Source organism: Chelativorans intermedius, from assembly GCF_025398255.1.
Lineage (GTDB): Bacteria > Pseudomonadota > Alphaproteobacteria > Rhizobiales > Rhizobiaceae > Chelativorans > Chelativorans intermedius.
Window position 1 is genome coordinate 15,597 of sequence record NZ_JAODNW010000020.1, and the last position, 24,809, is coordinate 40,405.

The window sequence follows — 24,809 nt, forward strand, 5'->3', positions numbered from 1 at the left end:
TCGCGGGACAAGTGGCGGGGGAAACCGGCGGAAGGATTAACGGGGGGAGAAGAGGAATTTATTCCTTGACACCGTGACGGTGGTCTGGTAGGGTTCAGGCATCGTCGGAAAAGTGGGTTCGGCGGCCGGGGCCGCGGGGGCCGTTTCGGCGGAGTGGATCGAGCGCCGGTGTCGGCAGGCCCGGCGTTTTGTTTTTCCTCCTTCCTTGCTGCTCTCCTTTTTGCGGAGCAATTCGGATGAGACACATCTCGGCCGCGGCTGCGCTGCGGGCCGTGCGCGCGCTCTATGAGGGGGCGCCGGCGGATCTTGCGCTTCTTGCGCGCGCCTGCGGGCGCTCGCGGGCCTATCTCGAACGCGTGGCGAAGACGGAGGGGTGGCTGAGGCCCGCCCTCGACGGGGATTCTGAGGCGCTGGAGCGCCGGTTGCTGGCGCTGTCCGACCGGCTGGTGGCCGACCTGGAGGCGGCCAGCGCCGAGGGGCGGGCCGCCGGCAGCTACGACAAGGGACGGATCGACGCGCTTTCGGCCATGCTGCGCATGGTCGAAAAGGTGGGTGAGATGGCCCGCGTGCCCGAGCGCGCGGCCGAAAAGCAGAAGAAGAGCGATGAAGAGCTGGCCGCCGCATACGCCCTCATCGATGCCCGCATCGTGGAGCTCGCTTGTGAGCTCGCTGCCGCCATGGGCGGCGGAACGGCTGACGCCGGACCAGGCGGGGACACTGGGCGATGAGTGGTTCGCACACGGCCGGCTGGCGCAATATCCGGTCGGCGCAAGGCTGAAACCCACCTGGCTGGTGATGGGCGGGCGCGGCTCCGGCAAGACGCGGCTGGGGGCGGAATGGGTGAACGCGCTGGTGCGCGGGCTGCCGCCCTTCACCCGTCACCGCTATGGCCGCATCGCGCTGGTGGGCGAGACGCTGGGCGACGTGCGCGAGGTGATGATCGAGGGGCCTTCCGGGCTGCTCACCGTCTCGCGCGGCATCCGCCCGCGCTTCGAGCCGAGCCGGCGGCGGCTCGTCTGGGACAACGGCGCGGTGGCGCAGGTCTTCTCCGCCGAAGACCCCGACAGCCTGCGCGGCCCGCAGTTCGAGGCCGCCTGGTGCGACGAGCTGGCCAAGTGGAAGAACGGCGAAGCCTGCTTCGACATGCTGCAGTTCGGCCTGCGGCTGGGTGCGCGCCCGGTGCAGCTGCTGACCACCACGCCGAAGCCGGTGGCGCTGATCCGGCGCCTGATGGCAAGCACCGAGGTGACAGTGACGCGCATGCGCACCGAGGAGAACGCCAACAACCTGGCCGCCGGCTTTCTGCGCGCCGTGGAACAGGCCTATGCCGGCACGCGGCTCGGCCGGCAGGAGCTGGACGGCGAGCTGATCGAGGACCGGGAGGACGCGCTGTGGACGCGCGCCGGGCTGGAGGCGGCCACCGCGCGCTGGGGCGAGGCGGGGCCGCTTTCGCGCATCGTGGTGGCGGTGGACCCGCCGGCCACCGGCCGGCGCAGCTCCAACGCCTGCGGCATCGTGGTGGCCGGGCGCGACGGGGAGGGGGTGGCCTGGGTGCTGCACGACGGCAGCCTGCGCGCCGCCAAGCCCGAAGCCTGGGCCGCCCGTGCCGTGGCGCTCTACCGCCGCTTTCAGGCCGACACCATCATCGCCGAGGTCAATCAGGGCGGCGACATGGTGAAAAGCGTGATCGCCACGGTGGACGCCAGCGTGCCGGTGAAGGCGGTGCGCGCCACCCGCGGCAAGTGGCTGCGCGCCGAGCCGGTGGCCGCCCTCTACGCGCAGGGCCGCGTGCGCCACGCCCGCCGCCTGCCCGAACTGGAGGACGAGATGTGCGAATTTAGCCGAGCGGCGAAAAGCAACACAAAAACAACCGCTTGTGGTTTACAAAGAGGGAGCGGGAAACCGTGAACGGCACCGGAACAAACCGGCTGACTGTAAAACGGAAATTGCCGCCGATCCGCCGGCACCTCAAAAGCAAACCGCCGCTCAGGCTGGACCCCTGAACGGCGGAAATGGAATTGAAAAGCACAGCGGCGCTTTCAACGAAAATTCCTACCACGACGGCGCGTCCGCCGCAATGCGGGCGGCGCAATGGTATGCGGAAAACCGCGACAATTGCCCGCGCCCGATCGTGCCGACCCTCAAGCGCATGTTCGGCGTGTCAGCCTTGGAGGCCGTCCAGGCGATCCAAACAGCCAATGGGGGCGCACGATGAGCGCGCCCCTCGAAGTCAGTTCGGCGCTTCTCAACTCGCGTCTGGTCAAGAGCCGGCCTTCCGATCCCGCGCTCGTGGCAGGCTATGAGAGCGGAGAGATCACCACGGCGGCGGCGCGCCCCGACAAAAACCGTTTCAGACGGGAACGGTTTCAAGGGCGGTTTGCGCGGCCACGCCCGCAACGGTCGCCGGATCGCGAGCGGTCGATCCAGCGCCGGCGGACGCTCGCGGCAACCTGGCCAATGCCGCCGGCGATGGCCGGCATGCTGACGACAAGTCAAGTCGCCTATGCGCGGATCGTGGCCGACGAGGTGAAAAGGAACGGCGATTGCCGCCTGACGCTTGACGAGATCGCGGCGCGCGGCGGCATGTGCCGAAAAACGGCGAAGCGCGCTCAGGATCGGCTTGCCGAGCTGCGATGGATCGACGTTGATCATCGGCCGGTCAAAGGCCGCAAGCACCTGCCGAATGTCGTGCGCGTTGTGTCGAGCGAATGGGCGACATGGATCAAGATGGGGCCGAAGCCGCGCCCCATAGGGGGACATTTGTGTCCCACCACGGAAAACCAGTCTTCTAAAACCTTCAACGTCGCGGCGGCTGAGAGGCCGCAAGGGGCACTTGAAGGGGTGCGACGGCGAAGTCGCGCCCCCACTGGACCGTGGAGGCGCTGAGATGGCGCAATGGCCCTACAACACAAGCACCTGGCAACGGCTAAGGCTGGCGAAGCTATCTACCAACCCGCTTTGCTATGCCTGCGAGCTGCGAGGGAAGATCGTGCCGGCGGTGGCAGTCGACCATGTGAAGCCGATCAAGCAGGGAGGCGAACCGTTCCCGCCGCTCGAAGGACTGATGAGCCTTTGCGAGCGCTGCCACAACGAAAAGACGAGCGCGACCGATCGACCGGATCGCATGTCGAGCGGCCGGCGCTTCAAAGGTTTCGATCTGAACGGCAATCCGATTGATCCGGCCGACGCTTGGCATGGGGGTGGGGGCGGTCAAATCACGAGAAACGATCGCGCCGGGGACCGATGCGCCCCCTCGGAAAATACTTAGTTTCAGGGACTTAGCCCCATATCGAGGTGATGACGGATGGCACTTAGAGGCGTAGGAGCGAAGCCGCTTTCGGAACGGGGCAAGGTCGACCAACGGCCCGTCATGCCCTGGGAAGAACCCGGCCTGACCCGTGCCGAGCGCGTGATTGCCTTCTGCGAAGACCTGCCAATCACGGCCGGCAAGCTCGCGGGCACGAAGATGGTGCTTCGCGAGTGGCAGCGGGCCTATATCCGCGCCGTCTATGCCGAGGACGGCGAGGGGCGCCGGCCGATCCGCACGGCCGTGCTCTGCATGGGCCGCAAAAACGGCAAGACGCAGCTCGCGGCTGCGCTGGCGCTCTGTCACCTGCTGGGGCCGGAAGCCGAGCCGCGCGGCGAGGTCTATTCCTGCGCGCTCACCCGCGACCAGGCGGCGAAGCTCTTTGCCGAGATGGCCGCGATCCTCCAGGCGCATGAAGAGCTGGACGATCGCTGCAACATCGTCCGGTTCACGAAGCAAATCGAAGTGCTGAGCGGCGTCGGGGCCGGCTCGATCTATTCGGCGCTGTCCGCCGACGCGGGAAGCAAGCTGGGGCTGTCGCCTTCCTTCGTCGTCTATGACGAGCTGGGCAGCGCGCCGAATCGTGCCCTTTTCGATGCCATGGACACGGCAACCGGCGCGCGCGAGAACCCGCTGATGATGGTCATATCCACTCAGGCGGCGGCGGATCATGCCGTCATGTCTGAGCTGGTCGACTATGGCTTGCGCGTCCAGGCCGGCGACGTGGCCGACCCGTCCTTTCACCTGACGCTCTATGCCGCGCCGGATGACGCCGATCCTTGGCATCCCGACACCTGGCGCATGGCGAACCCGGCGATCGGGGATTTCCGCTCCTATGAGGACGTGAAACGGCAGGCCGACCAGGCGAAGCTGGTGCCGTCGAAGGAGGCGGCGTTCCGAAATTTGATCCTCAATCAGCGCGTTTCCGCCGTTTCGCGCTTCATCCACAAGGCCGAATGGGACGCCTGCGCCGGCACGGTCGATATCGCCTCGCTCGACGGCCGCGAGTGCTATGCCGGCCTCGACCTGGGCGCGACACGCGACCTGACCGCCTTCGTCATGGTGTTCCCCGATGAGAAAGGCCATTTCGATGTGCTCGCCCGCTTCTTCATGCCGGAATCCAACATCGAGGACCGATCGAACGAGGACCGCGTGCCCTACGACGTGTGGGCAAAGCAGGGGCTTATCACGCTCATTCCCGGCGCGACGATCGATCCGGGCTTTGTCGCGGACGTGCTGGCGAACGCGGCCGCGCGCTACAACATGCAGGCGCTGGCGTATGATCGCTGGCGCATCGAGGACCTGAAACGCGAACTGGGGCTGATCGGTGCGAACCTGCCGCTGACGCCGTTTGGGCAAGGCTTTAAGGATTTCTCGCCCGCCGTGGACATGCTGGAGCGATGCGTTGCCGAGAAGCTGCTCAGGCACGGCGGCAACCCGGTGCTCAACATGTGCGCCGCGAACGCCGTGGTGACGCGCGATCCGGCCGGCGGGCGCAAGCTCGACAAGTCGAAGGCGGCGGGCCGGATCGACGGGCTTGTGGCGCTGGCGATGGCGCTCAGCATCTCGAAGCGGCACGAGCCGGAAGCGTTGCCGGCATGCCTGGCAGAGTTGATGGCCTGATTTCAGCCCTGCTAGTTGCGCCAGTTTTGCTTGAATTCGTCGTCAAACCACATCTCGGCATCGTACATCGGTCCCATGGTCGACCGGAAGTCGAGATAGCCGCCGTAGCCCTTTTCTCTCAGCCACGAGACAAAGTCCGAGAAGCTAGGGAAGCTCTCTGCCGTCATCGGCAGGCCGCGTTCATTCGAATACTGGGTGCAGAGGTATCGAATAGCCTTCTCACACTCGCCTTTCTTCATGCCGTCCCTCTCGTTTCGGAGCGCGTTGACCTTCCGGCCGAACAAGCGCAAAGTAAGCGCACCGACCGGGCGTTGGCGCGCCCGGCCGGCACTTGCCACCAACAGCCATAGCGGGGCTGATGATGACCGACTCACCAAATACCACATTTCCGTCTGCTGTCCCGTCATGGCTTCCACCAAGCTATGGAGACAAAGGACATGCAGGACACTTCGGCAGTTGCGGCACCGGCAGAGGATGCCATAAGCCTCGTTCTCGATGCGCGGGATCAACTGACGGCAGTTGGGGACCTTGTAAACTTGCTCTACCACGCCTGTGAAGGTCTGACCGGCAAGCGTGGCCATGCGATTACGCGCGGCTGCTACGTTGTCTCGAATGAATTGGAGAAGGCGGAGGCGCTTCTGGACACCGCGTTGAGTGAGTTCAGGGGCGAGCGCGACCAGGCGAGCACCGAGAAATCCACAGGCTAAGCCTGATCGTTGCCATTTCGATTTCATTTTGGTAAAACCAAATCAGGGGGCGAGATGGCAACGGTTTCTCAGCTCGTGGAGATGATGGCCACCGTGACGATGACGGAGAAGAAGACCGTCAATGTCTACGCGCGGGCGCTGATCGATAGAGGCGCGCTCCCTAAGAGCAGCGGGCGCGCGATCGCCCATGTGAAAACAGAGCACGCAGCGAAGTTGCTTTTGGCGATCGCGCTCAAGCCTAAGATCAAGGTCGCGGCCGACGTGGTGGACATCTACTGCCGTCTCGAAGCGAAGACGAAGGAAGGGACCGTTACAGCGCTATCGGTTATCGAAGATCTCTTTGGCGCTGCCTCTGCCGGTGGCATCCGTGATCATGAATGGACCGACGTTGCGATTGTCGTTTTCGAGGATCGGCTGGGGATCGACGTGCATCTGCCGGCGAGCCGCCACAGCAAGAAGTCGGATCGCGTGCTCCATTTTCGGTTTCCGGCAGGGGCCGACGTAGGCGAACTGGAGCGCTTCGTCATCAGCCCCAATCCTTTCTTCTCACGGCGAGCGAACATCCCGTTCGACGCGCTCGTCTTCATTTGCCAGCTCATGCAGGCGCGCCAAGCAGGCAGCACCCCTCAAGGCGACGAAGCGGTCGGCAGGCTCTTGTCCCTCGTCCAGGCTGATGAGGAAGAGCACGAATGAGCGATCGCCACAAATGGGCGGGCATCCAACCCGCGAAGATGGCCGAAATCGCCAATCGCTATGAGGCGGCTTGTCTCGTAGCGATGCAGCGCGCTCGCCAGCTTGAAAGTGACGACGCAAAATTCGCGGCGCATTTCACCAAGCTCCGCGAAGGTATCTGGGCCGGTGTCGCTCAAGAGCTTCGCGACGTTGGTTGTCCGGAGCACCGGGTGGCCCGCGAAGTCGCCAATGTAGTGAATTTTGCTGTCAGAAAGCGCGCTCTCGAAGGATTGCCGGCGAAGGGGCGCGCATGATTGTCCACAGGAATTTTCTCCCCACCCTCCATTCGCGGCGCATCATTCGCACCGTGTTTTCGCGTCGTGAGACGCCATTTCCCTGTGCCGGGTCCACCCGGCCCGATGGACCCTCAACCCGCCGTGAGGCGGCTAATCCCCAAGATGGAGAGCTAATGTCATGCAACTACAGGCTTTGAAAGAGCAGCGCGCCGCAAAAATCGCGGAAATGCGGGCAATCAACGAAAAGGCTTCGAACGACAACCGCGACCTTGACGAGGGCGAGCGCAAGCAGTTCGACGCGCTTGAGAAAGAGGTGCGAGGGCTGGGCGACCAGATCGACCGGGCGGAAAAACTGGCGACCTACGAACGGCTTGAAGCCGCTGGCGAGCATATCGGCGGCAACGGCGAAATGCGGCGCGAGCTGCGCAACTATTCGCTGGCGAAAGCCTCGACCGAAGCACTCGCGGGCAAGCTTTCCGGCCTCGAGGCTGAGGTTCACCAGGAGCTTTCCAAAGGACGCGAGACGCGCGGCTTGATGGTTCCGACCGAGATCCTCTTGGGCGGCGCCGAAACCCGCGCACTCACCACCACGACGCCGGTTGCCGGACCGGGCGGAAACCTTATCCGCACCGACCTGGCGAGCATGACCGACCGTCGCCGGCCGGCGCTCAAGGTGGAAAGCCTTGGGGCGACCGTGCTTCGCGGCCTCATCGGCAACCTCGACCTTCCCCGCCTTGCGGAAAGCGGCACGGCGCACTGGATTGCCGAGCACTCCGACACCACCCGTTCGGATGCTCAGTTCTCGAAAAAGAGCATGGGACCGAAAACGGTTTCCGGCGAATACGAGCTGTCGCGCCGGATGCTGTTGCAGTCTCAGGAGGCTATCGAGACGATCCTTCGTCGCGACCTTGGCTTTATCCTCGCCCAGGCGCTCGACCTCGCGTCAATCAAGGGCGGCGGCGCCAATGAGCCGACCGGCATCATGGCCGACGCGGACGTGACGGAATTGACCGCTGCCGCGCTCGACACTGCCGCCACGGCCGACATGATCGCCGCCCTGGAAATTGATGACGTGACCGGCACGCGTGCTTTCCTCACGCACCCGGCCGTCATGGCGATCGCCCGCAAGCGGGAGGACAACGACGGGCTTCCGATCCCGATCGCGACCACCTTCCACAATGAGCGCGTGGAGAGCACCACCCAGGTTCCGGTTGTCACCGCCGGCCCACCTGAAACCCGCGCGCTCATCTATGGCGAATGGGCGAGCCTCTATCTCGGCTACTGGTCCGGCGTCGATATCCTGATGAACCCCTACCATGCGGACGTGGCGAGCAAAGGCGGCGTTCTGCTTCACGCCTTCCTCGACACGGATGTTGTGGTGCGGCACCCGGAAGCCTTTCGGTGGATGGAGATTACGGGCTGATGGTTGACCTCGCGTCCGCAAAGCTGTTCTGCCGCGTCGATCACGACGACGACGACGCCGTTATCACGGCTGCGATTGCGGCCGCGACCGATCACCTCGAAAGCATCGGCGTGGACACCAGTTCCTCGCCGGTGCCTCCCGCCGTCGAGCAAGCCATTCTCATGCTCGTGGCGTTTTTCTACGACCACCGCGACGACACGGAAGCGAAGCCGCAAGGCATGATCGATCGGCTGGTTTCTCCCTACCGGGAGGGCTGGCTATGACCATGGAAAAGCGCGCGCTCGCTATCGAGGTTCGCACCAACGGCCGGCGCTTGGAAGGCTACGCGGCGACATTCAACAATCCGGCCGATATCGGCGGGCGGTTTATCGAGACGATCGCTCCAGGCGCCTTCGCGGCGTCCCTCAGGGGCAGGAACGACATCCTCGCCCTTGTGGATCACGACCCCGGCCGCGTGCTCGCCCGCACCCGTTCCGGCACCCTCAGGCTTGCTGAGGACAGCAAGGGCTTGGCCTTCGACCTGGACTTGCCCGACACCTCTTACGGCCGCGACGTGCTCGCCCTGGCCGAACGCGGCGACGTTGGCGGAATGAGCTTTGGCTTTACCGCCTTCGATGAGCACCGCGACGGCGACAAGCGCGAGCTGCGCGGAGTGGAGCTTCACGAGGTTTCCGTTGTGCTGTCCTGGCCGGCCTATCAGGGCACCGTCATTCATGCCCGGTCGCTCGAAAAGCCGGCACCGTTCCGGCTCTATGCCGATCGCGCGCTCAGGATTTTGGAGCTTATGCAATGAGCTTTTTGGACCGCATTCTCCGGCGCTCGAAACCCGCCGAAACCCGTATCGCTTCAAGCGACCCCTATCTTGCCGAATGGTTCGGCCTAACCGGCGGGCTTGGCAGCTACGTCGATGCTGAGCGGGCGACCGGCCTTTCCACGGCTCACGCCTGCATTTCGATCGTGTCTCAGGCGCTATCGGCGGTGCCGCTGAACCTCTACCGGCGGACTGGCAACGGCGGCCGCGAACGGGCGACCGATCATCCACTTTATGGCGCGCTGCACGACATCGCGAACCCGACGCAAACCGCCTTCGAGGCGCGGGAAATGCTCATTGCCAGTCTGCTTATCACCGGCAACGCCTATGCCGTGCTCGAATGGAACGGGCGCGGACAGGTGACGGCGCTCACGCCGCTGGACCCCGGAAGCGTGGCGGTGGAGCGGCTGGAAAGCGGCCGGCTGCGCTATCGCGTATCGAGCCGCACCGGCGGCGTCCGTATCTACCTGCAGGACGAGATCCTCCACCTGCGATATCGCCTTGGGCGCGAGGGCGTCATGGGGCTGTCGCCTATCCAGTTGGCGCGCGAGACGTTCAACCTCGCCCTCACGCAACAGGACACCGCCGGCCGGCAAGCGGGCAAAAGCTTCCGGCCGGAAGGCGCGCTGGTCTTTCCCAACATGCTGCCTCAGGACAAGAAGGACGCGGCCCTCGAAAGGCTGCGTACCAAGATCGAGGCCCAAAACACCACGAGCGGCGTGCTCGTGCTGGACGGCGGCGCGGAATGGCGCTCGTTCTCGATGAGCGCCAAGGACGCGGAATTTCTCGATAGCCGCAAGCTCACCAACCTGGACATTTGCCGCGTGTTTGGCGTGCCGCCGACCGTCGCGGGGATTACCGACAACGCGACCTACAGCAACACGGACCAGGAGTCGCGGGCGCTCGTGGTGCGCTGCCTCGCTCCGATGGCAAAGCGTATCGAGCAGGCCATGAATGCGGCCATGCTGCCGCCTGAGGCTCGCAAGAGCCTGTTTGTGGAGCACGACCTTGCCGGCTTGCTCAGGGGCGACCTGAAAGCCCGCTATGAGGCTTACCGGATCGGCCGCGAATGGGGCTGGCTCTCCCCGAACGAAATCCGCGGATGGGAGAACATGCCGGAAATCGAGGGTGGCGACGAATATCTTTCGCCTCTCAACATGGTGCCGCTCGATGAGCGCGGCACCTCTGCCGGCGGCGGGGGCGTGGAATGACCGCAGCCGGCGACCTGGACAGGCGTATCGTCATCGAACGCTCGATAGTGGTGGGCCATGACGAATACAACTATCCGATTTACGATTGGCAGCCGCTGGCGACGGTCTCGGCTTCGCGCTCCGATGTATCGGACACCGAGCGCGCTGCATACGGCACCATCGTGTCCGAGCTGGTGAGCCGTTTCGTGATCCGCGCCGGCGGCCTTCAGTCGAGCGTCAGGCCGACCGACCGGCTCGCCTACGATGGAAGGACGTGGAACATCATGGGCGTCAAGGAGACCAAAGCCGGCCGCAACCGCTTCCTCGAAATCACGGCGAAGACAGGGGGGTAGCACCGTGACCGCCTTCGACCGCCCGCCTTCCTATGTGTCCTGCGCCACGCTCGCGCGCGAGCTGGACGTGTCGGAAAGCACTGTGCATGAGATGGTGCGTAAGGGCGTCTTGCCACAGCCGGTGAAGCTTTCATCGGGCTGCGTTCGCTGGCGCTGGGCTGATGTGGATATGGCCCTTGGCTCCATGTCTGCAAGCCGAGCGGCGGGAGCCTCGGCTGATCCCTTCCTTGCGGGGGCACGCGATGCCACGTCAGCGTAATCGTGCCGCGGTCAAGCTGCCGAAGGGCGTTCATCGCGTCGTCTCTCGCGGCCGGGAATATTTCTATTTCCAGCCGGGGCGCGGGACCGATCACGCCGGCCCGCGCATCGCCCTGCCGAACGATCCGCATTCGCCGGAGTTCTGGAACGCCATCCGGCAGGCTCAGGGCCTCGCGGGCGCGGTGCCGGTTGACACGTTCGGGGCGGTGCTCGACGGCTATCTGGAGTTCATCAAGACTTCCGGCACGATCACGGCCGGCACGATCGACCAGTACGAGCGCGCGCTGAGGATCGCCCGCAAGGCGTGGGGGAGCCTGCCGGCGAAGGGCTTGCGACCGGTCCATGTGCAAGCGGTTATGGACGGCCTGGCGGAGACACCGGGCAAGGCGAACAACTTCCTGAGCGCCATGAGGGCGCTATCGACCTGGGCGCGCGTGCGCGATCACGTCGAGCACAGCTTGACCGAGGGCGTGAAGCCCTACGCGAAGGACAGCGGGCATAAGCCTTGGACACCGGCTCAGATCGAGGCGGCACTGTCGAAGCTCACGGGCGTGATCCGGCGCGGCGTCGTGCTCTACATGTGGACCGGCATGCGCGGCAGCGATGCCGTACGGCTGGGCTGGACCGACATCGACGAAGGCGGCTTCTCCTACCGCGCTCAGAAGACCGGCCGGGAAGTCTATTGCCCGATCGTGCCTGAGCTTGAAGCGGAAATGTCGACCTGGGCGAAGCGGCCGGGGCCGTTCCTGTTGCAGGAAGGCGGGCGCGCGGACGGGCAGCGCTATACGCGCAAGCTATTCTCGAAGCACTTTGCGGAAGCCCGCGACAAGATACCGGAGCTTGCCGGCGTGACCCTGCACGGGCTGCGCTGCACGGCCGTGATCCGGCTCCGGCGCGCAGGCCTGTCGACGGCGCAGATTGGCGACATCGTAGGCATGTCGCTTCCGATGATCGAACGCTATTGCCGTTTCGCGGATCGGAAGACCAGCGGCAAGGCCGCGTTGCTGACGCTCAAGAGAACGAGCGAAGAACAGAACTGTAAAACATCGCAAAACCGTAAAACATAAATCCAGCAAAACCAACTGGTTAGGGCCGAAGAGATGAAATGTGCGACTTCGGCCCCGACGGCCTGTCGGGCGGCAGATCGCCTGACCGCGTGGACGCCCTGGTGTGGGCGGTGAGCGCATTGATGCTGGAACGCACGGGCATGCCGCGCGTGCGGGAAATATAGGGATGCGCAGGCGCGGGGAAGAGGCGAAGAAGATGGTGGTGGTTTCGTAGGCAAGGTTCCCGATCCCGCCGGGTGCATGTCGGACGGCGACACCCCGGAAGAGGCACTGCGGAACACCCGCGAGGCGATTGCAGAATGGATCGCGGAGCGGAAGCGGCTCGGACAGGAAGTCCCGCCGGCTTCGGGACATGCAGGAAAGGACCGAGCATCAGGATTCGTGGGTGCGTTTTTCTGAAATCGCGGGCCCTGATGTCGGGTCGAGCGAAGATCGTTCCCAAAACTACTGCTGACCAGCTCTCGTGGCGGGCTGTAAGCGCTTGAACTAGAAGACAATCATCGGCTGCACCGCGCTGCGGTGGCCCTGGCTCCCCGCCGGGGCCGTCGGTGTTTGCGGCACAATCGAGGGAAATCGGCATGGCTTGGAAATGGCCCTGGGCGTGGCGTCCGGGAGGGAAGGGTATTGCGCTGGAGCGCAAGCAGGCGGGCGGACACGGCTTCGTGGCGCTGCACGCGCAGGGCGAGGCGCTGTGGACGCGGCGCGACTATGCCTCGCTGGCGCGCGAGGGGTTCATGCGCAATCCGGTGGCGCACCGGGCGGTGAGGATGATCGCCGAGGCGGCAGCCGCCGTGCCCTGGCTGGCCTATGAGGGGGAGGCGGAGCTGGACGCGCATCCGCTGCTCGACCTTCTCGACCGGCCCAACCCGCGCCAGGCGGGCGCCAGCTTCATGGAGGTGCTCTACGGGCATCTTATCCTTTCCGGCAACGCCTATCTGGAGCTGGTGGAGGCGGCGGGCGGCAGCCGCGAGCTGCATCTCCTGCGCCCCGACCGCGTGACCGTGGTGGCCGACGACCATGGCTGGCCGGTGGCGCTGGAACACCGGCTCGGCGCCGCGAAGCGGCGGGTGCCGCTGGAGGAGGAGGGGCGCGGCCTGCATCTGACGCTCTTCCACCCGCTCGACGATCACTATGGCTTCGCGCCGCTGGCCGCAGCGCTGCAGGCGCTCGACATTCACAATGCGGCGGCGCGCTGGAACAAGGCGCTGCTCGACAATTCCGCCCGGCCTTCCGGCGCGCTGGTCTACGCGCCGAAGGAGGGCGCCAACCTCTCCGACGAGCAGTTCGACCGGCTGAAGAGCGAGCTGGAGGAAGGCTACTCGGGCGCCGCGCGGGCCGGCCGGCCGCTGCTGCTGGAAGGCGGGCTCGACTGGAAGGCGATGAGCCTGTCGCCCCGCGACATGGACTTCATGGAGGCGCGCAACGGTGCCGCGCGCGACATCGCGCTGGCGCTCGGCGTGCCGCCGATGCTGCTCGGCATTCCCGGCGACAACACCTATGCCAACTATCAGGAGGCCAACCGGGCCTTCTACCGCCTCACCGTGCTGCCGCTGGTGGGCCGGGTGGCCAAGGAGCTGGGCGGCTTTCTGGGCGCCCGTTTCGGGGACGGGATCAGGCTGTGGTTCGACGCCGACGCGGTGGAGGGGCTTGCCGCCGAGCGCGAGGCGCTGTGGCGCCGCCTGGGCGCCGCCGACTTCCTGACCGACGACGAGAAACGCCAGGCGGTGGGCTATGCGCCGCGCGAGGCGGGGTGAGGCGCGCTTGCCGCCCGCTGCAACGGAACGCAAGGGACATACCATGAACGGACTGACCGAGGCGACCTGGCTGTGGCTGGCCAAGGCGACGGGCGCGGTCGTCGGCTCGGCGATCTCGCTGGCCTATCTTCTGCCCTCCGGGCGCAGGGAGGCGGCCGTTCGCTTTGCCGTCGGGGTGGCCTGCGGCTTCGTCTTCGGCGGGACGGCGGGCCTGAAGATCGCCACCGAGCTGGGGATCGCCGGCCGGCTGGCGCCGGGCGAACTGGTGCTCATGGGCTCGGCGGCCGCCAGCCTGTGCGCCTGGAGCGCCATCGGCTTCGTCATGCGGCTGCTTTCCGGCGGGCCGGGGCGGCCGCGACACCCAGAAACCAGGGACGAGACGCGATGATGAGAAAGATCGCCGGCGGCGCGCCGGAGCGCAAATATGCCGGGCTGGATGTCGAGGAGGTGGAAAGCGACGGCGCCTTCTCGGGCTATGCGAGCCTGTTCGGCAAGGTGGATCTGGGACACGACGTGATGGAACGCGGCGCCTTCGCCGACTCGCTCAGGAAGCGCGGGGCGGCGGGCATCCGCATGCTGTTCCAGCACGATCCCGCCCAGCCCATCGGGACATGGAAGGAAATCCGCGAGGATGCGCGCGGGCTGTTCGTGCGCGGCAAGCTCGCCACCGACGTGGCCAGAGCGCGCGAGGTGCTGGCCCTGATGCGCGCCGGCGCGCTCGACGGGCTGTCCATCGGCTTTCGCACGGTCAAGGCCGTGCACGAGCCGCGCACCGGCGTGCGGCATATCCGGCAGGCGGATCTGTGGGAGATTTCCATCGTCACCTTTCCCATGCTGCCCGAAGCGCGGGTGGAGCGCGTGAAGGGCGAGGGGCTGCCGAGCCCACGGGAGTTCGAGCGCTGGCTCATGCGGGATGCTGGGCTGACGCGAAGCGAAGCCAAGACGGTGATCGCGCGCGGCTTCGCACACCTGCTGCGCGAGCGGGACGCCGCGCCGGGGACACCGGCACGCCTGGCGGCAACCATCCGCCGGGCGACCAGACTGTTTCAGGAATGAGGACCAAGACACATGGCAGAGACGAACATGGACATGCTGGAAGTGAAGTCGGCCGCCGGCGGCGACGACATTGCCGGCGCCTTCGAGGACTTCATCGCCACCTTCGAGACCTTCAAGACCGAGAACGACCGGCGGCTGAAGGAGCTGGAGCGGCGCGGCGCCGATCCGCTGACGGTGGAGAAGGTGGACCGGCTGTCGGCGGCGCTCGACGAGCAGAAGCGGGCGCTCGACCGGCTGGTGCTGAAGAAGGCGCGGCCGGGGCTGGCGCGCGAGGGCACGGGCGCGCTCTCCGCGCTTGAGCACAAGGACGCCTTCGAGCGCTACATGCGCTCGGGCGACGAGCGGCAGCTTCGCGCGCTGGAGGAGAAGGCGATGTCCATCGGCTCCGGCCAGGACGGCGGCTATCTGGTGCCGGAGGAGACGGAAGCGGCGATCGGCCGGCGGCTGGCCGCCATCTCGCCCATCCGCTCCATCGCCACGGTGCGCCAGATTTCCAGCGCCGTTCTGAAGAAGCCCCACGCGGTGAGCGGCCCGGCCACCGGCTGGGTGGGCGAGACGGCAGCACGCCCGGAGACCGCTTCGAGCACGCTCGACGAGCTCTCCTTCCCCACGGCGGAGCTCTACGCGATGCCGGCGGCGACGGCGGCGCTGCTGGAGGACAGCGTGGTCGATCTCGACGCCTGGATCGCCGGCGAGATCGAGACCGCCTTCGCGGAACAGGAGGGCACGGCCTTCGTGAACGGCGACGGCACGAACAAGCCGCGCGGCTTTCTCGACTATCCGCAGGTGCAGGACGCGAGCTGGAGCTGGGGCAATGTCGGCTATCTGGCGACGGGCAACGCCTCGGGGCTGCCGAGCACCGATCCCTCCGACAAGCTGATCGACCTCGTCTATGCGCTGAAGGCGGGCTACCGCCAGAATGCAAGCTGGGTGATGAACCGCAAGACGCAGGCGGCGCTGCGCAAGCTGAAGGACAATGACGGCAACTATATCTGGCAGCCGCCGGCCGCTCCCGGCAGCCGGGCGATGCTGGCCGGCTTCCCCGTCGTGGAGGCGGAGGACATGCCGGACATTGGGGAGGAGGCCACCCCGATTGCCTTCGGCGACTTCGCGCGCGGCTATCTGGTGGTCGACCGCACGGGCGTGCGGGTGCTGCGCGATCCGTACTCGGCCAAGCCCTATGTGCTGTTCTACACCACCAAGCGCGTGGGCGGCGGCATTCAGGACTTCGAGGCGATCAAGCTTCTGAAGGTCTCCGCATAGGCCAAGCCGCCGCGGCCCCGGCACTCCCGCCGGGGCCTTTTTCCCCTCAGCCAGAGAAGAGGCATTCCATGACGCTGTTTCGCACGGTGGAGCCGGCGGTCGAGCCGGTCTCGCCCGTCGAGGCGAAGGCGCATCTGCGCATCGACCACGACAGCGAGGACACGCTGATTTCCGGGCTCATCCGCGCCGCCCGCCAAGAGGTGGAGCAGGAGACCGGGCTGGCGCTTATCGACCAGAGCTGGCGGCTGGCGCTCGACCGCTGGCCGCGCGACGGGCTGGTGCTTCTCCGGCGTGCGCCGGTGCGCCAGATCCTGTCGGTGACGGTGTTCGACGGCGACGGCGCGGCCTCGGTGCTGGCGCCCGAGAGCTATCAGCTCGATGCCGTCTCCTCGCCCGCCCGCCTGCACCTGGATGCGCGGCCAGAGCCGGGACTGGCGCTGAATGGCATCGAGATCGACTTTACCGCCGGTTTCGGCGAGGCGGGGACCGATGTGCCCGACCTTCTGAAGCGGGCGATCATGATCCTGGTGGCGTATTGGTATGAGTTTCGCGCTGCCTTTGGCGCCGACAGCCAGCCGGTCAGCCTGCCCGGCGAATACCGGCGGCTGATCGCCGCCTGGCGGAGGCCGCGGCTGTGACGGGCGTGGTGTTTCTGGACCCCGGGCGGCTGCGCACCGAGCTGGCGCTGCAAGCCGCCGCCACGCCGCCCGATGGCGCGGGCGGACACACCGAGGACTGGCAGGAGGTGGCCACCGTGTTCGCCCTGGTGGAGCCGGTGGGCGCGGCAAGCCACTTCGCCGCCGGGCAGGCGCACGAGGAAGCGACGCACCGGGTTACACTGCGCTTTCGAGAGGATGTGGCAAGCGGCATGCGGTTCCTTAAGGCGGGGCGGGCGCTCCACATCGTCACCGTGCGCGATGCGGACGGGACGGGGCGCTATCTCGTCTGCCGCGTGCGGGAGGAGGGACGATGAAGGTGACGATGCGGCTGACGATGGACGGGCTGGTGCACGCCCTGCGCGCCAAGGCCCACAGGGCGGTCGAGGAGGCCGAAAGCGGCCTGCGCACGGAGACGGAACGCGACATGCGCCGCCGCCGCGCCGCCCTGCGCCGCCGCGCAGGCCAGAGAGGGAGAGTGCGCCATGACAGCGGCCAGCCTTGAGCTGCAGGAGGCCGTTTTCGCCGCGCTTGCCGGCGATGCGGCGCTGACATCGGCGCTCGGCGGGCCGCGCTTCCACGACGTGGCGCCGGCGGCGACCGGCTTTCCCTACATCACCTTCGGCCGGGCGACGGTCTATGACTGGAGCACGGCGAGCGAGGCGGGCAGCGAGCATTTCTTCACGCTCGACGTGTGGTCGAAGCATAAGGGGCGGCGCGAGGCGCTGGCGCTGATGGAACTGGTGCGCGCCGCCATCCACGACCGGGCGCTGACGCTGGCCGGGCACCGGCTGGCGAATCTGCGGATGGAGTCTGCACAGGTCAGCTTCGAGGCGAAGCTCGGGGCCTATCGCGGACGCCTGCATTTCCGCGCCGCCGTCGAATAGCGGCGCTGCATTCCATGACCGTTAAAGGAGGCCCATGAATGGGTGCGCAGAAGGGCAAGGACCTGCTCCTCAAGCTGGACGAGGACGGGCAGGGAGCTTTCGTGACGGTGGCCGGGCTGAGGACGAAGCGCCTCGCCTTCAACAGCGAGGCGGTGGACATCACCGACGCGGATTCGGCGGGGCGCTGGCGCGAGCTGCTGGCCGGCAGTGGCGTGCAGCGCGCTTCCGTCTCCGGCGCGGGCATCTTCAAGGACGCGCAGTCGGATGCGGCAATCCGGCAGCGCTTCTTTGCCGGAGAGATCGCCCAGTGGCAGTTCGTCATTCCCGATTTCGGTACGGTGTCCGGTCCCTTCCAGGTCACGGCGCTGGAGTATTCGGGCAGTCACGACGGGGAGGTGACGTTCGAGATCGCCCTCGAATCGGCGGGGCCGATCAGCTTTGCGGTGCTGCCATGAGCGCGAACAGGCGACGTGGCGAGGTGGCCGCGAGGCTGGACGGGCGCGAATACCGCCTGTGCCTGACGCTCGGCGCGCTGGCCGAGCTGGAGGCGGCGTTCGAGGCCGAGGACCTGAACCGGCTGGCCGAGCGGTTCTCCACCGGCAGGCTTTCGGCGCGCGACATGACCGCGATCATTGCCGCCGGGCTGCGCGGCGGCGGCCATGCGGTGAGCGAGGAGGACGTGCAGGCCATGCGCTGCGAGGGCGGCGCGGCCGGTTTTGCCCGGCTGGTGGGCGAGCTTCTGTCGGCCACCTTCGGCGGGGGCGGCGAGGAAAACCCTCCCGCGCCGCAGCAGGAGCGGCAAGGGCGCCCTTTCCCTGGCGGGAAGTGATGGGCGTGGCCTTCGGCCTGCTGCGGCTTTCGCCGGCGACGTTCTGGGCGATGACGCCGCGCGAGCTCAACGCCGCGCTGGAGGCTTTGGGGATCGCGCGCGGCGGGGCGCCGGAACGGGCCGAACTTCAACGGCTGATGCAGCTTTTTCCCGATACGGCGGAGGCAGGACATGACGGATGAGGTGCGAGTGCCCGTGGTGGCCGACACGGCGCCCTTCGAGGCAGCGCTGAAGAACCTCACGGCGCTTTCGGAGGATTTCGGCCGGCAGCTCACCGGCGCGCTGAAGAGCGCGGTGGTGAGCGGCAAGTCGCTGGAAGACGTGCTGAGGCGTATCGCGCTCAATCTCGCGGGGCTGGCGCTGGAGCAGGGGCTGAAGCCGCTGCAGGGCCTTCTCGGCGCCGCCTTCGGCGGGCTGGCCGGCAGCATCGGCGGCGTGCTGCCCTTTGCCAGGGGCGGCGTCGTGCCCTTTGCCGAGGGCGGCGTGGTCTCCGCCCCCACCTACTTTCCCGCCGGGCGCAACATCGGCCTGATGGGAGAGGCAGGGGCGGAGGCCATCCTGCCCCTGCAGCGGGCGCCGGATGGCAGGCTGGGCGTGGCGGCCAGCAGCGGCAGGGCAGCGCCCACCATCGTCTTCAACGTCACGACGCCCGATGCCTCCTCCTTCCGCAAGTCAGAGGCGCAGATCACGGGAATGCTGACGCGGGCGGTCTCGCGCGGGGCGCGCGGGCTGTAGCGCCCTTGGCGGGCGGCACAACCAGCAAGGCAGGACAGAACCACCATGCAGGGATTTCACGATGTGCGCTTTCCCCTTGGCGTCTCCTTCGGCGCGACGGGCGGGCCGGAACGGCGCAACGAGATCGTGCAGCTTTCCTCCGGCCGGGAGAAACGCAACCAGCGGCTAAGCCGTTCGCGCCGCTCCTATGATGCCGGCACGGGCGTGCGCTCGCTGGAAGACCTTTACGACGTGCTGGCCTTCTTCGAGGCGCGGCGCGGCTCGCTGCATGCCTTCCGCTTCCGCGATCCCTTCGACTGGAAGTCCTGTGCGCCCCACGAAACGCCCACCGCCTTCGACCAGGTGCTGGGCGTGGGCGACGGGGCGAAGGCGCGCTTTGCCCTCGTCAAGACCTATGGCGAGGGGGAGGACGCCTATGAGCGCGCCATCACCCGGCCGGTGGCCGACAGCGTGCTGGTGGCGGTGGCGGGCGAGGAGAAAGCGATCTCGGCCGACTATTCGGTCGATCCCGAAACCGGGGAGGTGGTGTTCGCGGCCGGCGCCGTTCCGGCGGCGGGCGAGGCGGTGACGGCGGGCTTCCTCTTCGACGTGCCGGTGCGCTTCGACACCGAGCGGCTTTCGGCCAGCGTGACGGCGTTCAGGGCGGGGCAGATCCCGTCCATCCCGCTCGTGGAGGTGTTGTGATGCACATTTCACCGGAACTTGCCGCGCATCTGGAAGGCGAGGTGACGACGCTGTGCCATTGCTGGCGGCTTACGCGCCGCGACGGCACGGTGATGGGCTTCACCGACCACGATCGGGAAATCGTCGCCGACGGCACGATCTTTCGACCGGAAAGCGGCCTGACGGCCAGCGAGGCGCGGCGCTCGCTGGGCCTGGCGGTGGATGCCATGGATGTTGAAGGCGCGCTGTCGTCGCTCGACATCGAGGAGGCGGACATCCTCTCCGGCCTCTACGACGGCGCACGGGTGGAGACCTTGCTGGTCAACTGGCGAGCGCCGGCGCAGTTTGCGCGGCTGCGCCAGGCGGTGATCGGCCAGATCGCCCGCCGCGACGGGCGTTTCGTGGCGGAACTCGAAAGCCCGGCGCAGGCGCTGGACCAGGCCAATGGCCGCGTCCTGCGGCGAAGCTGCGATGCCGAGCTCGGCGATGCGCGTTGCGGGATCGACCTCGACGCCGGCGGCTTCCGCGGCAGCGGGGTGCTTCAGGAGGTGAAGGGCAACAGCATCCGCGTTGCCGGCCTCGACGGCTTCGAGGCCGGCTGGTTCGCCAACGGGCTCGTGACCTGGACCTCGGGCGCCGCCGCCGGGCGCCGCGAGCGCGTGGCAGCCCACAGGAAGGGCCTGGAGGGTGTGGTGCTGGACCTTTGGCGCGACACCGCCGCCGCTGCTGTGCCGGGAGACACGCTGAGCGTGGTGGCGGGTTGCGACAAGCGTTTTGCCACCTGCAAGGCGAAGTTTGCCAACGCCGCGAACTTTCGCGGCTTTCCGCACCTGCCGGGCGATGACGCGGCCTATCGCTACGTCACCGACGGGCAGGTGTTCGACGGCGGGCCGCTGGTCGAATGAGCGGGCCGGACAGGGGCGCGCCGGAGCGCGCGGTGGTGGCCGAGGCGCTGTCCTGGGTGGGAACGCCCTATCGCCACCAGGCCAGCCGCAAGCATGTCGGCTGCGACTGTCTGGGGCTCGTGCGCGGGGTGTGGCGGGCGCTCTACGGGACGGAGCCCGAGACGGCAGGCCCCTACAGCATGGACTGGGCGGAGACGGGCGGCGGCGAGCGCCTTCTGGAGGCCGCGCGGCGGCATTTCCTGCCTTGTCCGGCAGGCGTGCCGGCGGCCGGGCGGCTTGTCCTGTTCCGCTGGCGCCCGCACCTGCCGGCCAAGCATGCCGGCATACTGGTGGCCGAAGACGCCTTCGTGCACGCCTATGAGGGGCGGGCGGTGGTGGTCTCCAGCCTCGTGCCGCAATGGCGCCGGCGGATTGCCGGCGTTTTCACTTTTCCTCGATTGACGGAGAGATAGGCCGGATGGCGGTACTCGTTCTGCAGGCTGCCGGCGCCTTCCTTGGCGGGGTGCTGGGGCCGGTGGGCGCGGCGGTCGGCTCGGCGGCGGGAGCGCTGGCGGGCTATGCGATCGACCGGGCGATCATCAACTCGACCAAGCACTATGAAGGCCCGCGCCTTTCCGCTGCCCGTCCCCTGACGGGGGAGGAGGGAGCGCCGCTGCCGCGCGTCTATGGCACCGTGCGCGTGGGCGGGGCGCTGATCTGGGCGACGCGCTTCGAGGAGCGCAAGCGCACCGAGCGGCAGGGCGGAAAGGGCGGCCCGAAGGTGACCACCTATTCCTACTTTGCCAATGCCGCCTTCGCATTGTGCGATGGCGAGATCGCCGGTGTGCGGCGCATCTGGGCCGACGGGCAGGAGATCGACCGAGAGCGGGTGGAAATGCGTGTCTATACCGGCGCGCAGGACCAGCCCGTTGACCCGCTGATCGAGGCGAAGCAAGGGGCGGGCAATGCACCGGCCTATCGCGGCACGGCCTATGTGGTGATCGAGCGCTTCCCCATCGACGATTACGGGCGGCGCATCCCGCAGTTCCAGTTCGAGGTGATGCGACCGGTGGATGGGCTCAACGCGCGCATCCGCTCGGTGGCGCTCATTCCCGGCGCCACCGAATACGGGCTTGCGCCCAGCCTGGTGCGGCAGACCGGCAATCCCGGCGATACCCACGCCCTGAACCGGCACAACCGCGTGGCGGCCACGGACTTCGAGGCCGCGCTCGACGAGCTGCAGGCGCTGTGCCCCAATCTGCAGACCGTATCGCTGGTGGTCACCTGGTTCGGCACGGATCTGCGCGCCGGCGCCTGCACCATCCGCCCGATGGTGACGCAGGCCAATCCGGCCGGCATCTCCAGCCCGTGGCGCGTCTCGGGCATCGAGCGCGCCGAGGCGCAGGTGGTCTCGCAGGTGGACGGCAGGCCGGCCTATGGCGGAACGCCGACGGACAGCTCCGTCATGGAGGCCATTGCCGCCATCCGGCAGCGCGGGCTGAAGGTGGCGCTTCATCCCTTCATCATGATGGACGTGCCGCCCGGCAACGACCTGCCGGACCCCTATGGCGGCCAGGAGCAGGCAGCCTTTCCCTGGCGCGGGCGCATCACCTGCCATCCGGGCCCCGGCGAACCGGGCACGGCGGATGCGACGGCGGCGGCGCGCAGCCAGATCACGGACCTTGCCGGGCTTGCCGCGCCGGGGCAGTTCGTGCCGACGCAGGACACCGTTCTTTTCACCGGCGACCCTGACGAATGGAGCTATCGCCGGTTCGTTCTGCACTATGCGCATCTGGCGGCCGCGGCCGGCGGCGTCGACGCCTTTCTCCTGGGTTCGGAGATGCGCGGGCTGACGACGCTGCGCGACGGCGAGGACCGCTTTCCCTTCGTCGAGGTGCTGGAACAGCTCGCCGGCCAGGTGCGCGGCATTCTGGGCGGCGGAACCACCATCACCTATGGCGCCGACTGGAGCGAGTATTTCGGCCATCAACCCGCCGACGGCTCGGGCGACGTCTTCTTCCATCTCGACAGCCTTTGGGCGCACCCGGACGTCGATGCGGTGGGCATCGACAACTACATGCCGCTGTCGGACTGGCGCGACGAAGACGTGGACGGCACCAACCCGGACGGTTTTTCCGGACCCTACGACCCGGAGGGCCTGCGCGCGGCCATCACGTCGGGCGAGGGCTTCGACTGGTATTATGCGAGCCCCGCCGACCGCGCGGCGCGGTTGCGCACGCCCATCGCCGACGGCGCCCATGGCAAGCACTGGGTGTTTCGCTACAAGGATCTGGTGGGCTGGTGGTCGAACCAGCACTTCAACCGGCGCGGCGGCGTGGAGGAACCGCAGGCCACCGCCTGGATGCCGCAGTCCAAGCCCATTCACTTCACGGAGCTCGGCTGCCCGGCGGTGGACAAGGGCCCCAACCAGCCGAACGTCTTTCCCGATCCGAAATCCTCCGAGCACGCGCTTCCCCACTTTTCCAACGGCGGGCGCTCGGACCTGGCGCAGCAGCGCTTTCTGGCCGCCCATTATGCGCATTGGGAGGAAGGCGGGGTCGCGGCAAACCCGGTCTCCAGCGTCTATGGCGGGCCGATGGTCGATGTCGGCGCGATCAATGTGTGGGCCTGGGACGCGCGGCCTTTCCCCGCCTTTCCGCTCTATGGCGACGTGTGGGGCGACGGGGCCAACTGGGCGCGCGGCCACTGGCTGAATGGCCGGCTGAGCGGTGCCACGGTGGGAGCGGTGATCGCCGCGATACTGGCCGATCACGGCCTGCCGGAGGCCGACACCGCGCGCGCCGATGGGAGCGTGGCGGGCTATCTGGTCGCCGATCCGACCACCGCGCGCGCCGCCATCGAGCCGCTGACGAGCCTTTTCGGCATCGGTGTGCGGGACGGCGAGGCGGGGCTGGTCTTCTCTACCGAGGGGGCGGTAGGCCCGCCGCTGCTGCTCGACGAGCTGGTGGTGGAGCGGGAGCGCGAGACGGTGGAGCGTCTGCGCCTGCCCGACCGGGAGCTGCCGGCGCTGGCACAGCTCGATTTTCGCGACCCGTTGAACGACCACCAGGCAGCCACTGCGGCCGCCGACTATGCCGATGCCGCGGGCAGCGGAACGCACTTCGTGAGCTTTCCCGGCGTGCTGTCGCTGCAGGAGGCGAACGCGCTGGTGCGCGATTTCCTGCGGCGACGCTGGGACGGGCGCGAGCGCCTGGCCTTCTCCGTGCCGATGACCGAGCAGCGGCTCGATGTGGGCAGCGTGTTCCGGCTGCCCGGGGCGCCGGAGGGGCCGGACTATCTGGCGACCGAGATCGAGGACGGGCTGGCCCGGCAGGTCAAGGCGCGCCGCATCGTGCGCGTTGCGGCGGCTCCCGCCGCGGGCGGCCTGCCCGAAGGCGAGGCCGCCGGCGAAAGCTTCACGGCAGGGCCGCCGCACGCGCTGTTCCTCGACCTGCCCATGCAGGCCGGCGATGCGCAGCCGCAGGACCGGCTGCGGCTTGCCGTGCGCGCCGCGCCATGGCGCAGCCAGGCGGTGCTCGCCTCGCCGGGCGATACCGGCTTTGCGCTGCGCGGCGTCGTGGAGACCCGGGCGGTGATCGGCACGCTCGTCGAGCCCTTGCCGGGGGGCGCCACGGCTGGCCGGCCCGACGCGGCTGGTGCCGTGACCGTGCGCCTCTACGATGGCGCGCTGGAAAGCCTGCCGCGCCTGCAGGTGCTCAACGGCCAGAACGCCGCCGCCATTCGCAGCCTGGCGGGCAGCTGGGAAGTCCTCCAGTTCGAGACGGCGGAGGAGGTGGAGCCCGCCGTGTGGCGGCTTGCCGGCCTGCTGCGCGGCCAGCTCGGCACCGACGACGCGATGGCGGCGGGGGCGCAGGCGGGCGCCCCCTTCGTGCTGCTCGACGAGGCGGTGGCGCCGGCAGGGCTGAAGGCGGGCGAGATCGGCCTGGAGATCAACTGGCGAATCGGCCCGGCGGGTTTCGACCCCTCCGAAGAGAACTTCGTGCTCCAGGCGGTCGCCGGCGGCGAGCGGGCCCTGATGCCGCTTTCGCCGGTGCATCTGAAGGCGCGCCTGGAGGGCGGCGATCTCAAGCTTTCATGGGTGCGGCGCGGGCGCATCGACGCCGATGGCTGGCTGGGCACGGACATCCCGCTGGGCGAGGCGGAGGAGCTTTATCGCGTCGAGATTGCGCCGGTGGACGGCAGCCCGCTGCGCATCATCGAGACGCATGAGCCCGCATGCACCTACACGGCGGCGATGGCGGCGGCCGACTTCGGCACGCCGCCGGCGGCGGTCGCGGTGACCGTACGCCAGATGAGCGCGGCCATCGGCCCCGGCCTGCCGGCCCGGCGCACGGTGGCCCTCGCATGAGCGAAG

At 67.7% G+C, this 24,809-nt stretch carries 32 protein-coding genes and 2 pseudogenes; 33 read left to right on the forward strand and 1 reads right to left on the reverse strand.

Annotated elements, in window-relative coordinates:
- The first annotated feature begins 236 nt into the window (after positions 1-236).
- Genes NYR58_RS14600 through NYR58_RS14625 form a run of 6 tightly spaced genes read left to right on the forward strand, consistent with a single transcriptional unit; the run spans position 237 to position 4,930 of the window.
- Entirely contained in the window at positions 237-728 is a 492-nt protein-coding gene (locus tag NYR58_RS14600) for a hypothetical protein (protein WP_261521720.1), read from the forward strand.
- Positions 637-1,908, forward strand: coding sequence for a DNA-packaging protein (locus NYR58_RS14605; protein WP_378074743.1), 1,272 nt, complete (start codon positions 637-639; stop codon positions 1,906-1,908). Before NYR58_RS14600 ends, NYR58_RS14605 begins: the two co-directional genes overlap by 92 nt.
- Positions 1,877-2,215 carry a hypothetical protein gene (locus NYR58_RS14610; protein ID WP_261521721.1) on the forward strand — a complete coding sequence of 113 codons (339 nt, stop codon included), beginning with the start codon at positions 1,877-1,879 and terminating at the stop codon, positions 2,213-2,215. The genes NYR58_RS14605 and NYR58_RS14610 overlap by 32 nt, the downstream gene beginning before the upstream one ends.
- Positions 2,212-2,886 carry a hypothetical protein gene (locus tag NYR58_RS14615; RefSeq protein ID WP_261521722.1) on the forward strand — a complete coding sequence of 225 codons (675 nt, stop codon included), beginning with the start codon at positions 2,212-2,214 and terminating at the stop codon, positions 2,884-2,886. Before NYR58_RS14610 ends, NYR58_RS14615 begins: the two co-directional genes overlap by 4 nt.
- A gap of 1 nt (position 2,887) precedes the next feature.
- Entirely contained in the window at positions 2,888-3,268 is a 381-nt protein-coding gene (locus NYR58_RS14620; RefSeq protein WP_261521724.1) for an HNH endonuclease, read from the forward strand.
- 36 nt (positions 3,269-3,304) lie between these two features.
- Positions 3,305-4,930, forward strand: coding sequence for a terminase large subunit (locus NYR58_RS14625; protein WP_261521725.1), 1,626 nt, complete (start codon positions 3,305-3,307; stop codon positions 4,928-4,930).
- Between the two features lie 11 nt (positions 4,931-4,941).
- On the opposite strand, the gene NYR58_RS14630 is transcribed toward NYR58_RS14625, so the two are convergent.
- The gene (locus NYR58_RS14630; protein ID WP_261521726.1) at positions 4,942-5,337 is read right to left on the reverse strand and encodes a hypothetical protein; all 396 of its coding nucleotides are present in this window, start codon (positions 5,335-5,337) and stop codon (positions 4,942-4,944) included.
- A gap of 30 nt (positions 5,338-5,367) precedes the next feature.
- On the opposite strand from NYR58_RS14630, the gene NYR58_RS14635 reads away from it, so the two are divergent.
- From NYR58_RS14635 to NYR58_RS14765, 27 genes and pseudogenes are all read left to right on the forward strand, one after another.
- Positions 5,368-5,637 carry a hypothetical protein gene (locus NYR58_RS14635; RefSeq protein ID WP_261521727.1) on the forward strand — a complete coding sequence of 90 codons (270 nt, stop codon included), beginning with the start codon at positions 5,368-5,370 and terminating at the stop codon, positions 5,635-5,637.
- A 54-nt stretch (positions 5,638-5,691) separates the two neighbouring features.
- Complete coding sequence (locus tag NYR58_RS14640; RefSeq protein ID WP_261521729.1) at positions 5,692-6,330, forward strand: hypothetical protein; 639 nt, start codon at positions 5,692-5,694, stop codon at positions 6,328-6,330.
- Positions 6,327-6,623 (forward strand): hypothetical protein, encoded by a 297-nt coding sequence (locus NYR58_RS14645; protein WP_261521730.1) that lies wholly within the window; start codon positions 6,327-6,329, stop codon positions 6,621-6,623. Before NYR58_RS14640 ends, NYR58_RS14645 begins: the two co-directional genes overlap by 4 nt.
- Before the next feature lie 160 nt (positions 6,624-6,783).
- Complete coding sequence (locus NYR58_RS14650) at positions 6,784-8,028, forward strand: phage major capsid protein (RefSeq protein ID WP_261521732.1); 1,245 nt, start codon at positions 6,784-6,786, stop codon at positions 8,026-8,028.
- The gene (locus NYR58_RS14655; RefSeq protein ID WP_261521734.1) at positions 8,028-8,291 is read left to right on the forward strand and encodes a head-tail connector protein; all 264 of its coding nucleotides are present in this window, start codon (positions 8,028-8,030) and stop codon (positions 8,289-8,291) included. The genes NYR58_RS14650 and NYR58_RS14655 overlap by 1 nt, the downstream gene beginning before the upstream one ends.
- Positions 8,288-8,821 (forward strand): HK97 family phage prohead protease, encoded by a 534-nt coding sequence (locus tag NYR58_RS14660; protein WP_261521736.1) that lies wholly within the window; start codon positions 8,288-8,290, stop codon positions 8,819-8,821. Before NYR58_RS14655 ends, NYR58_RS14660 begins: the two co-directional genes overlap by 4 nt.
- The gene (locus NYR58_RS14665; RefSeq protein WP_261521737.1) at positions 8,818-10,050 is read left to right on the forward strand and encodes a phage portal protein; all 1,233 of its coding nucleotides are present in this window, start codon (positions 8,818-8,820) and stop codon (positions 10,048-10,050) included. The genes NYR58_RS14660 and NYR58_RS14665 overlap by 4 nt, the downstream gene beginning before the upstream one ends.
- Positions 10,047-10,382, forward strand: a complete 336-nt coding sequence (locus NYR58_RS14670) for a phage head closure protein (RefSeq protein WP_261521739.1) — start codon at positions 10,047-10,049, stop codon at positions 10,380-10,382. Before NYR58_RS14665 ends, NYR58_RS14670 begins: the two co-directional genes overlap by 4 nt.
- A gap of 242 nt (positions 10,383-10,624) precedes the next feature.
- On the forward strand, positions 10,625-11,707 hold the full coding sequence (locus tag NYR58_RS14675) for a tyrosine-type recombinase/integrase (RefSeq protein WP_261521741.1): 1,083 nt from the start codon (positions 10,625-10,627) through the stop codon (positions 11,705-11,707).
- A gap of 32 nt (positions 11,708-11,739) precedes the next feature.
- A pseudogene (locus NYR58_RS14680) lies at positions 11,740-11,871 on the forward strand (DNA-packaging protein); the annotation flags it as partial.
- A gap of 37 nt (positions 11,872-11,908) precedes the next feature.
- Positions 11,909-12,106 (forward strand): annotated as a pseudogene (locus NYR58_RS14685) (type II toxin-antitoxin system HicB family antitoxin); the annotation flags it as partial.
- 179 nt (positions 12,107-12,285) lie between these two features.
- Positions 12,286-13,461: a phage portal protein gene (locus tag NYR58_RS14690; protein ID WP_261521743.1), complete on the forward strand. Its 1,176-nt coding sequence runs from the start codon at positions 12,286-12,288 to the stop codon at positions 13,459-13,461.
- Between the two features lie 43 nt (positions 13,462-13,504).
- Positions 13,505-13,849: a DUF6107 family protein gene (locus NYR58_RS14695; protein ID WP_261521744.1), complete on the forward strand. Its 345-nt coding sequence runs from the start codon at positions 13,505-13,507 to the stop codon at positions 13,847-13,849.
- Complete coding sequence (locus NYR58_RS14700; RefSeq protein WP_261521925.1) at positions 13,849-14,517, forward strand: HK97 family phage prohead protease; 669 nt, start codon at positions 13,849-13,851, stop codon at positions 14,515-14,517. The genes NYR58_RS14695 and NYR58_RS14700 overlap by 1 nt, the downstream gene beginning before the upstream one ends.
- Positions 14,518-14,529: 12 nt before the next feature.
- Positions 14,530-15,780: a phage major capsid protein gene (locus NYR58_RS14705; protein ID WP_261521745.1), complete on the forward strand. Its 1,251-nt coding sequence runs from the start codon at positions 14,530-14,532 to the stop codon at positions 15,778-15,780.
- A gap of 68 nt (positions 15,781-15,848) precedes the next feature.
- Entirely contained in the window at positions 15,849-16,418 is a 570-nt protein-coding gene (locus NYR58_RS14710; protein WP_261521746.1) for a head-tail connector protein, read from the forward strand.
- The gene (locus tag NYR58_RS14715; RefSeq protein ID WP_261521747.1) at positions 16,415-16,753 is read left to right on the forward strand and encodes a phage head closure protein; all 339 of its coding nucleotides are present in this window, start codon (positions 16,415-16,417) and stop codon (positions 16,751-16,753) included. The genes NYR58_RS14710 and NYR58_RS14715 overlap by 4 nt, the downstream gene beginning before the upstream one ends.
- Positions 16,750-16,941, forward strand: a complete 192-nt coding sequence (locus tag NYR58_RS14720; RefSeq protein WP_261521748.1) for a hypothetical protein — start codon at positions 16,750-16,752, stop codon at positions 16,939-16,941. Before NYR58_RS14715 ends, NYR58_RS14720 begins: the two co-directional genes overlap by 4 nt.
- Positions 16,922-17,323 carry a DUF3168 domain-containing protein gene (locus tag NYR58_RS14725; RefSeq protein ID WP_261521749.1) on the forward strand — a complete coding sequence of 134 codons (402 nt, stop codon included), beginning with the start codon at positions 16,922-16,924 and terminating at the stop codon, positions 17,321-17,323. The genes NYR58_RS14720 and NYR58_RS14725 overlap by 20 nt, the downstream gene beginning before the upstream one ends.
- Positions 17,324-17,361: 38 nt before the next feature.
- Positions 17,362-17,778, forward strand: a complete 417-nt coding sequence (locus NYR58_RS14730; RefSeq protein WP_261521750.1) for a phage major tail protein, TP901-1 family — start codon at positions 17,362-17,364, stop codon at positions 17,776-17,778.
- On the forward strand, positions 17,775-18,152 hold the full coding sequence (locus tag NYR58_RS14735; RefSeq protein ID WP_261521752.1) for a gene transfer agent family protein: 378 nt from the start codon (positions 17,775-17,777) through the stop codon (positions 18,150-18,152). The genes NYR58_RS14730 and NYR58_RS14735 overlap by 4 nt, the downstream gene beginning before the upstream one ends.
- Complete coding sequence (locus tag NYR58_RS14740) at positions 18,152-18,334, forward strand: phage tail assembly chaperone (protein WP_261521753.1); 183 nt, start codon at positions 18,152-18,154, stop codon at positions 18,332-18,334. The genes NYR58_RS14735 and NYR58_RS14740 overlap by 1 nt, the downstream gene beginning before the upstream one ends.
- Positions 18,324-18,887 (forward strand): phage tail tape measure protein, encoded by a 564-nt coding sequence (locus NYR58_RS14745; RefSeq protein ID WP_261521754.1) that lies wholly within the window; start codon positions 18,324-18,326, stop codon positions 18,885-18,887. Before NYR58_RS14740 ends, NYR58_RS14745 begins: the two co-directional genes overlap by 11 nt.
- A 45-nt stretch (positions 18,888-18,932) precedes the next feature.
- Entirely contained in the window at positions 18,933-19,571 is a 639-nt protein-coding gene (locus NYR58_RS14750; protein ID WP_261521758.1) for a DUF2460 domain-containing protein, read from the forward strand.
- Positions 19,568-20,455, forward strand: a complete 888-nt coding sequence (locus NYR58_RS14755) for a DUF2163 domain-containing protein (protein WP_261521759.1) — start codon at positions 19,568-19,570, stop codon at positions 20,453-20,455. The genes NYR58_RS14750 and NYR58_RS14755 overlap by 4 nt, the downstream gene beginning before the upstream one ends.
- Positions 20,452-20,907, forward strand: coding sequence for an NlpC/P60 family protein (locus NYR58_RS14760; protein WP_261521760.1), 456 nt, complete (start codon positions 20,452-20,454; stop codon positions 20,905-20,907). Before NYR58_RS14755 ends, NYR58_RS14760 begins: the two co-directional genes overlap by 4 nt.
- 5 nt (positions 20,908-20,912) lie before the next feature.
- The gene (locus tag NYR58_RS14765) at positions 20,913-24,803 is read left to right on the forward strand and encodes a baseplate multidomain protein megatron (RefSeq protein WP_261521762.1); all 3,891 of its coding nucleotides are present in this window, start codon (positions 20,913-20,915) and stop codon (positions 24,801-24,803) included.
- The last annotated feature ends 6 nt before the right edge of the window (positions 24,804-24,809 follow it).

Excerpts from the sequence above, each read along its gene's own strand:
- NYR58_RS14735 (WP_261521752.1), top strand. The coding sequence starts at position 17,775 with ATGAGCGCGAACAGGCGACGTGGCGAGGTGGCCGCGAGGCTGGACGGG.
- NYR58_RS14640 (WP_261521729.1), top strand. The coding sequence starts at position 5,692 with ATGGCAACGGTTTCTCAGCTCGTGGAGATGATGGCCACCGTGACGATG.
- NYR58_RS14615 (WP_261521722.1), top strand. The coding sequence starts at position 2,212 with ATGAGCGCGCCCCTCGAAGTCAGTTCGGCGCTTCTCAACTCGCGTCTG.
- NYR58_RS14620 (WP_261521724.1), top strand. The coding sequence starts at position 2,888 with ATGGCGCAATGGCCCTACAACACAAGCACCTGGCAACGGCTAAGGCTG.
- NYR58_RS14630 (WP_261521726.1), bottom strand. The coding sequence starts at position 5,337 with ATGACGGGACAGCAGACGGAAATGTGGTATTTGGTGAGTCGGTCATCA.
- NYR58_RS14655 (WP_261521734.1), top strand. The coding sequence starts at position 8,028 with ATGGTTGACCTCGCGTCCGCAAAGCTGTTCTGCCGCGTCGATCACGAC.
- NYR58_RS14750 (WP_261521758.1), top strand. The coding sequence starts at position 18,933 with ATGCAGGGATTTCACGATGTGCGCTTTCCCCTTGGCGTCTCCTTCGGC.
- NYR58_RS14600 (WP_261521720.1), top strand. The coding sequence starts at position 237 with ATGAGACACATCTCGGCCGCGGCTGCGCTGCGGGCCGTGCGCGCGCTC.
- NYR58_RS14705 (WP_261521745.1), top strand. The coding sequence starts at position 14,530 with ATGGCAGAGACGAACATGGACATGCTGGAAGTGAAGTCGGCCGCCGGC.
- NYR58_RS14765 (WP_261521762.1), top strand. The coding sequence starts at position 20,913 with ATGGCGGTACTCGTTCTGCAGGCTGCCGGCGCCTTCCTTGGCGGGGTG.
- NYR58_RS14670 (WP_261521739.1), top strand. The coding sequence starts at position 10,047 with ATGACCGCAGCCGGCGACCTGGACAGGCGTATCGTCATCGAACGCTCG.
- NYR58_RS14625 (WP_261521725.1), top strand. The coding sequence starts at position 3,305 with ATGGCACTTAGAGGCGTAGGAGCGAAGCCGCTTTCGGAACGGGGCAAG.
- NYR58_RS14740 (WP_261521753.1), top strand. The coding sequence starts at position 18,152 with ATGGGCGTGGCCTTCGGCCTGCTGCGGCTTTCGCCGGCGACGTTCTGG.
- NYR58_RS14635 (WP_261521727.1), top strand. The coding sequence starts at position 5,368 with ATGCAGGACACTTCGGCAGTTGCGGCACCGGCAGAGGATGCCATAAGC.
- NYR58_RS14665 (WP_261521737.1), top strand. The coding sequence starts at position 8,818 with ATGAGCTTTTTGGACCGCATTCTCCGGCGCTCGAAACCCGCCGAAACC.
- NYR58_RS14650 (WP_261521732.1), top strand. The coding sequence starts at position 6,784 with ATGCAACTACAGGCTTTGAAAGAGCAGCGCGCCGCAAAAATCGCGGAA.
- NYR58_RS14745 (WP_261521754.1), top strand. The coding sequence starts at position 18,324 with ATGACGGATGAGGTGCGAGTGCCCGTGGTGGCCGACACGGCGCCCTTC.
- NYR58_RS14675 (WP_261521741.1), top strand. The coding sequence starts at position 10,625 with ATGCCACGTCAGCGTAATCGTGCCGCGGTCAAGCTGCCGAAGGGCGTT.
- NYR58_RS14760 (WP_261521760.1), top strand. The coding sequence starts at position 20,452 with ATGAGCGGGCCGGACAGGGGCGCGCCGGAGCGCGCGGTGGTGGCCGAG.
- NYR58_RS14645 (WP_261521730.1), top strand. The coding sequence starts at position 6,327 with ATGAGCGATCGCCACAAATGGGCGGGCATCCAACCCGCGAAGATGGCC.
- NYR58_RS14725 (WP_261521749.1), top strand. The coding sequence starts at position 16,922 with ATGACAGCGGCCAGCCTTGAGCTGCAGGAGGCCGTTTTCGCCGCGCTT.
- NYR58_RS14710 (WP_261521746.1), top strand. The coding sequence starts at position 15,849 with ATGACGCTGTTTCGCACGGTGGAGCCGGCGGTCGAGCCGGTCTCGCCC.
- NYR58_RS14605 (WP_378074743.1), top strand. The coding sequence starts at position 637 with ATGCCCGCATCGTGGAGCTCGCTTGTGAGCTCGCTGCCGCCATGGGCG.
- NYR58_RS14730 (WP_261521750.1), top strand. The coding sequence starts at position 17,362 with ATGGGTGCGCAGAAGGGCAAGGACCTGCTCCTCAAGCTGGACGAGGAC.
- NYR58_RS14690 (WP_261521743.1), top strand. The coding sequence starts at position 12,286 with ATGGCTTGGAAATGGCCCTGGGCGTGGCGTCCGGGAGGGAAGGGTATT.
- NYR58_RS14660 (WP_261521736.1), top strand. The coding sequence starts at position 8,288 with ATGACCATGGAAAAGCGCGCGCTCGCTATCGAGGTTCGCACCAACGGC.
- NYR58_RS14700 (WP_261521925.1), top strand. The coding sequence starts at position 13,849 with ATGAGAAAGATCGCCGGCGGCGCGCCGGAGCGCAAATATGCCGGGCTG.
- NYR58_RS14720 (WP_261521748.1), top strand. The coding sequence starts at position 16,750 with ATGAAGGTGACGATGCGGCTGACGATGGACGGGCTGGTGCACGCCCTG.
- NYR58_RS14695 (WP_261521744.1), top strand. The coding sequence starts at position 13,505 with ATGAACGGACTGACCGAGGCGACCTGGCTGTGGCTGGCCAAGGCGACG.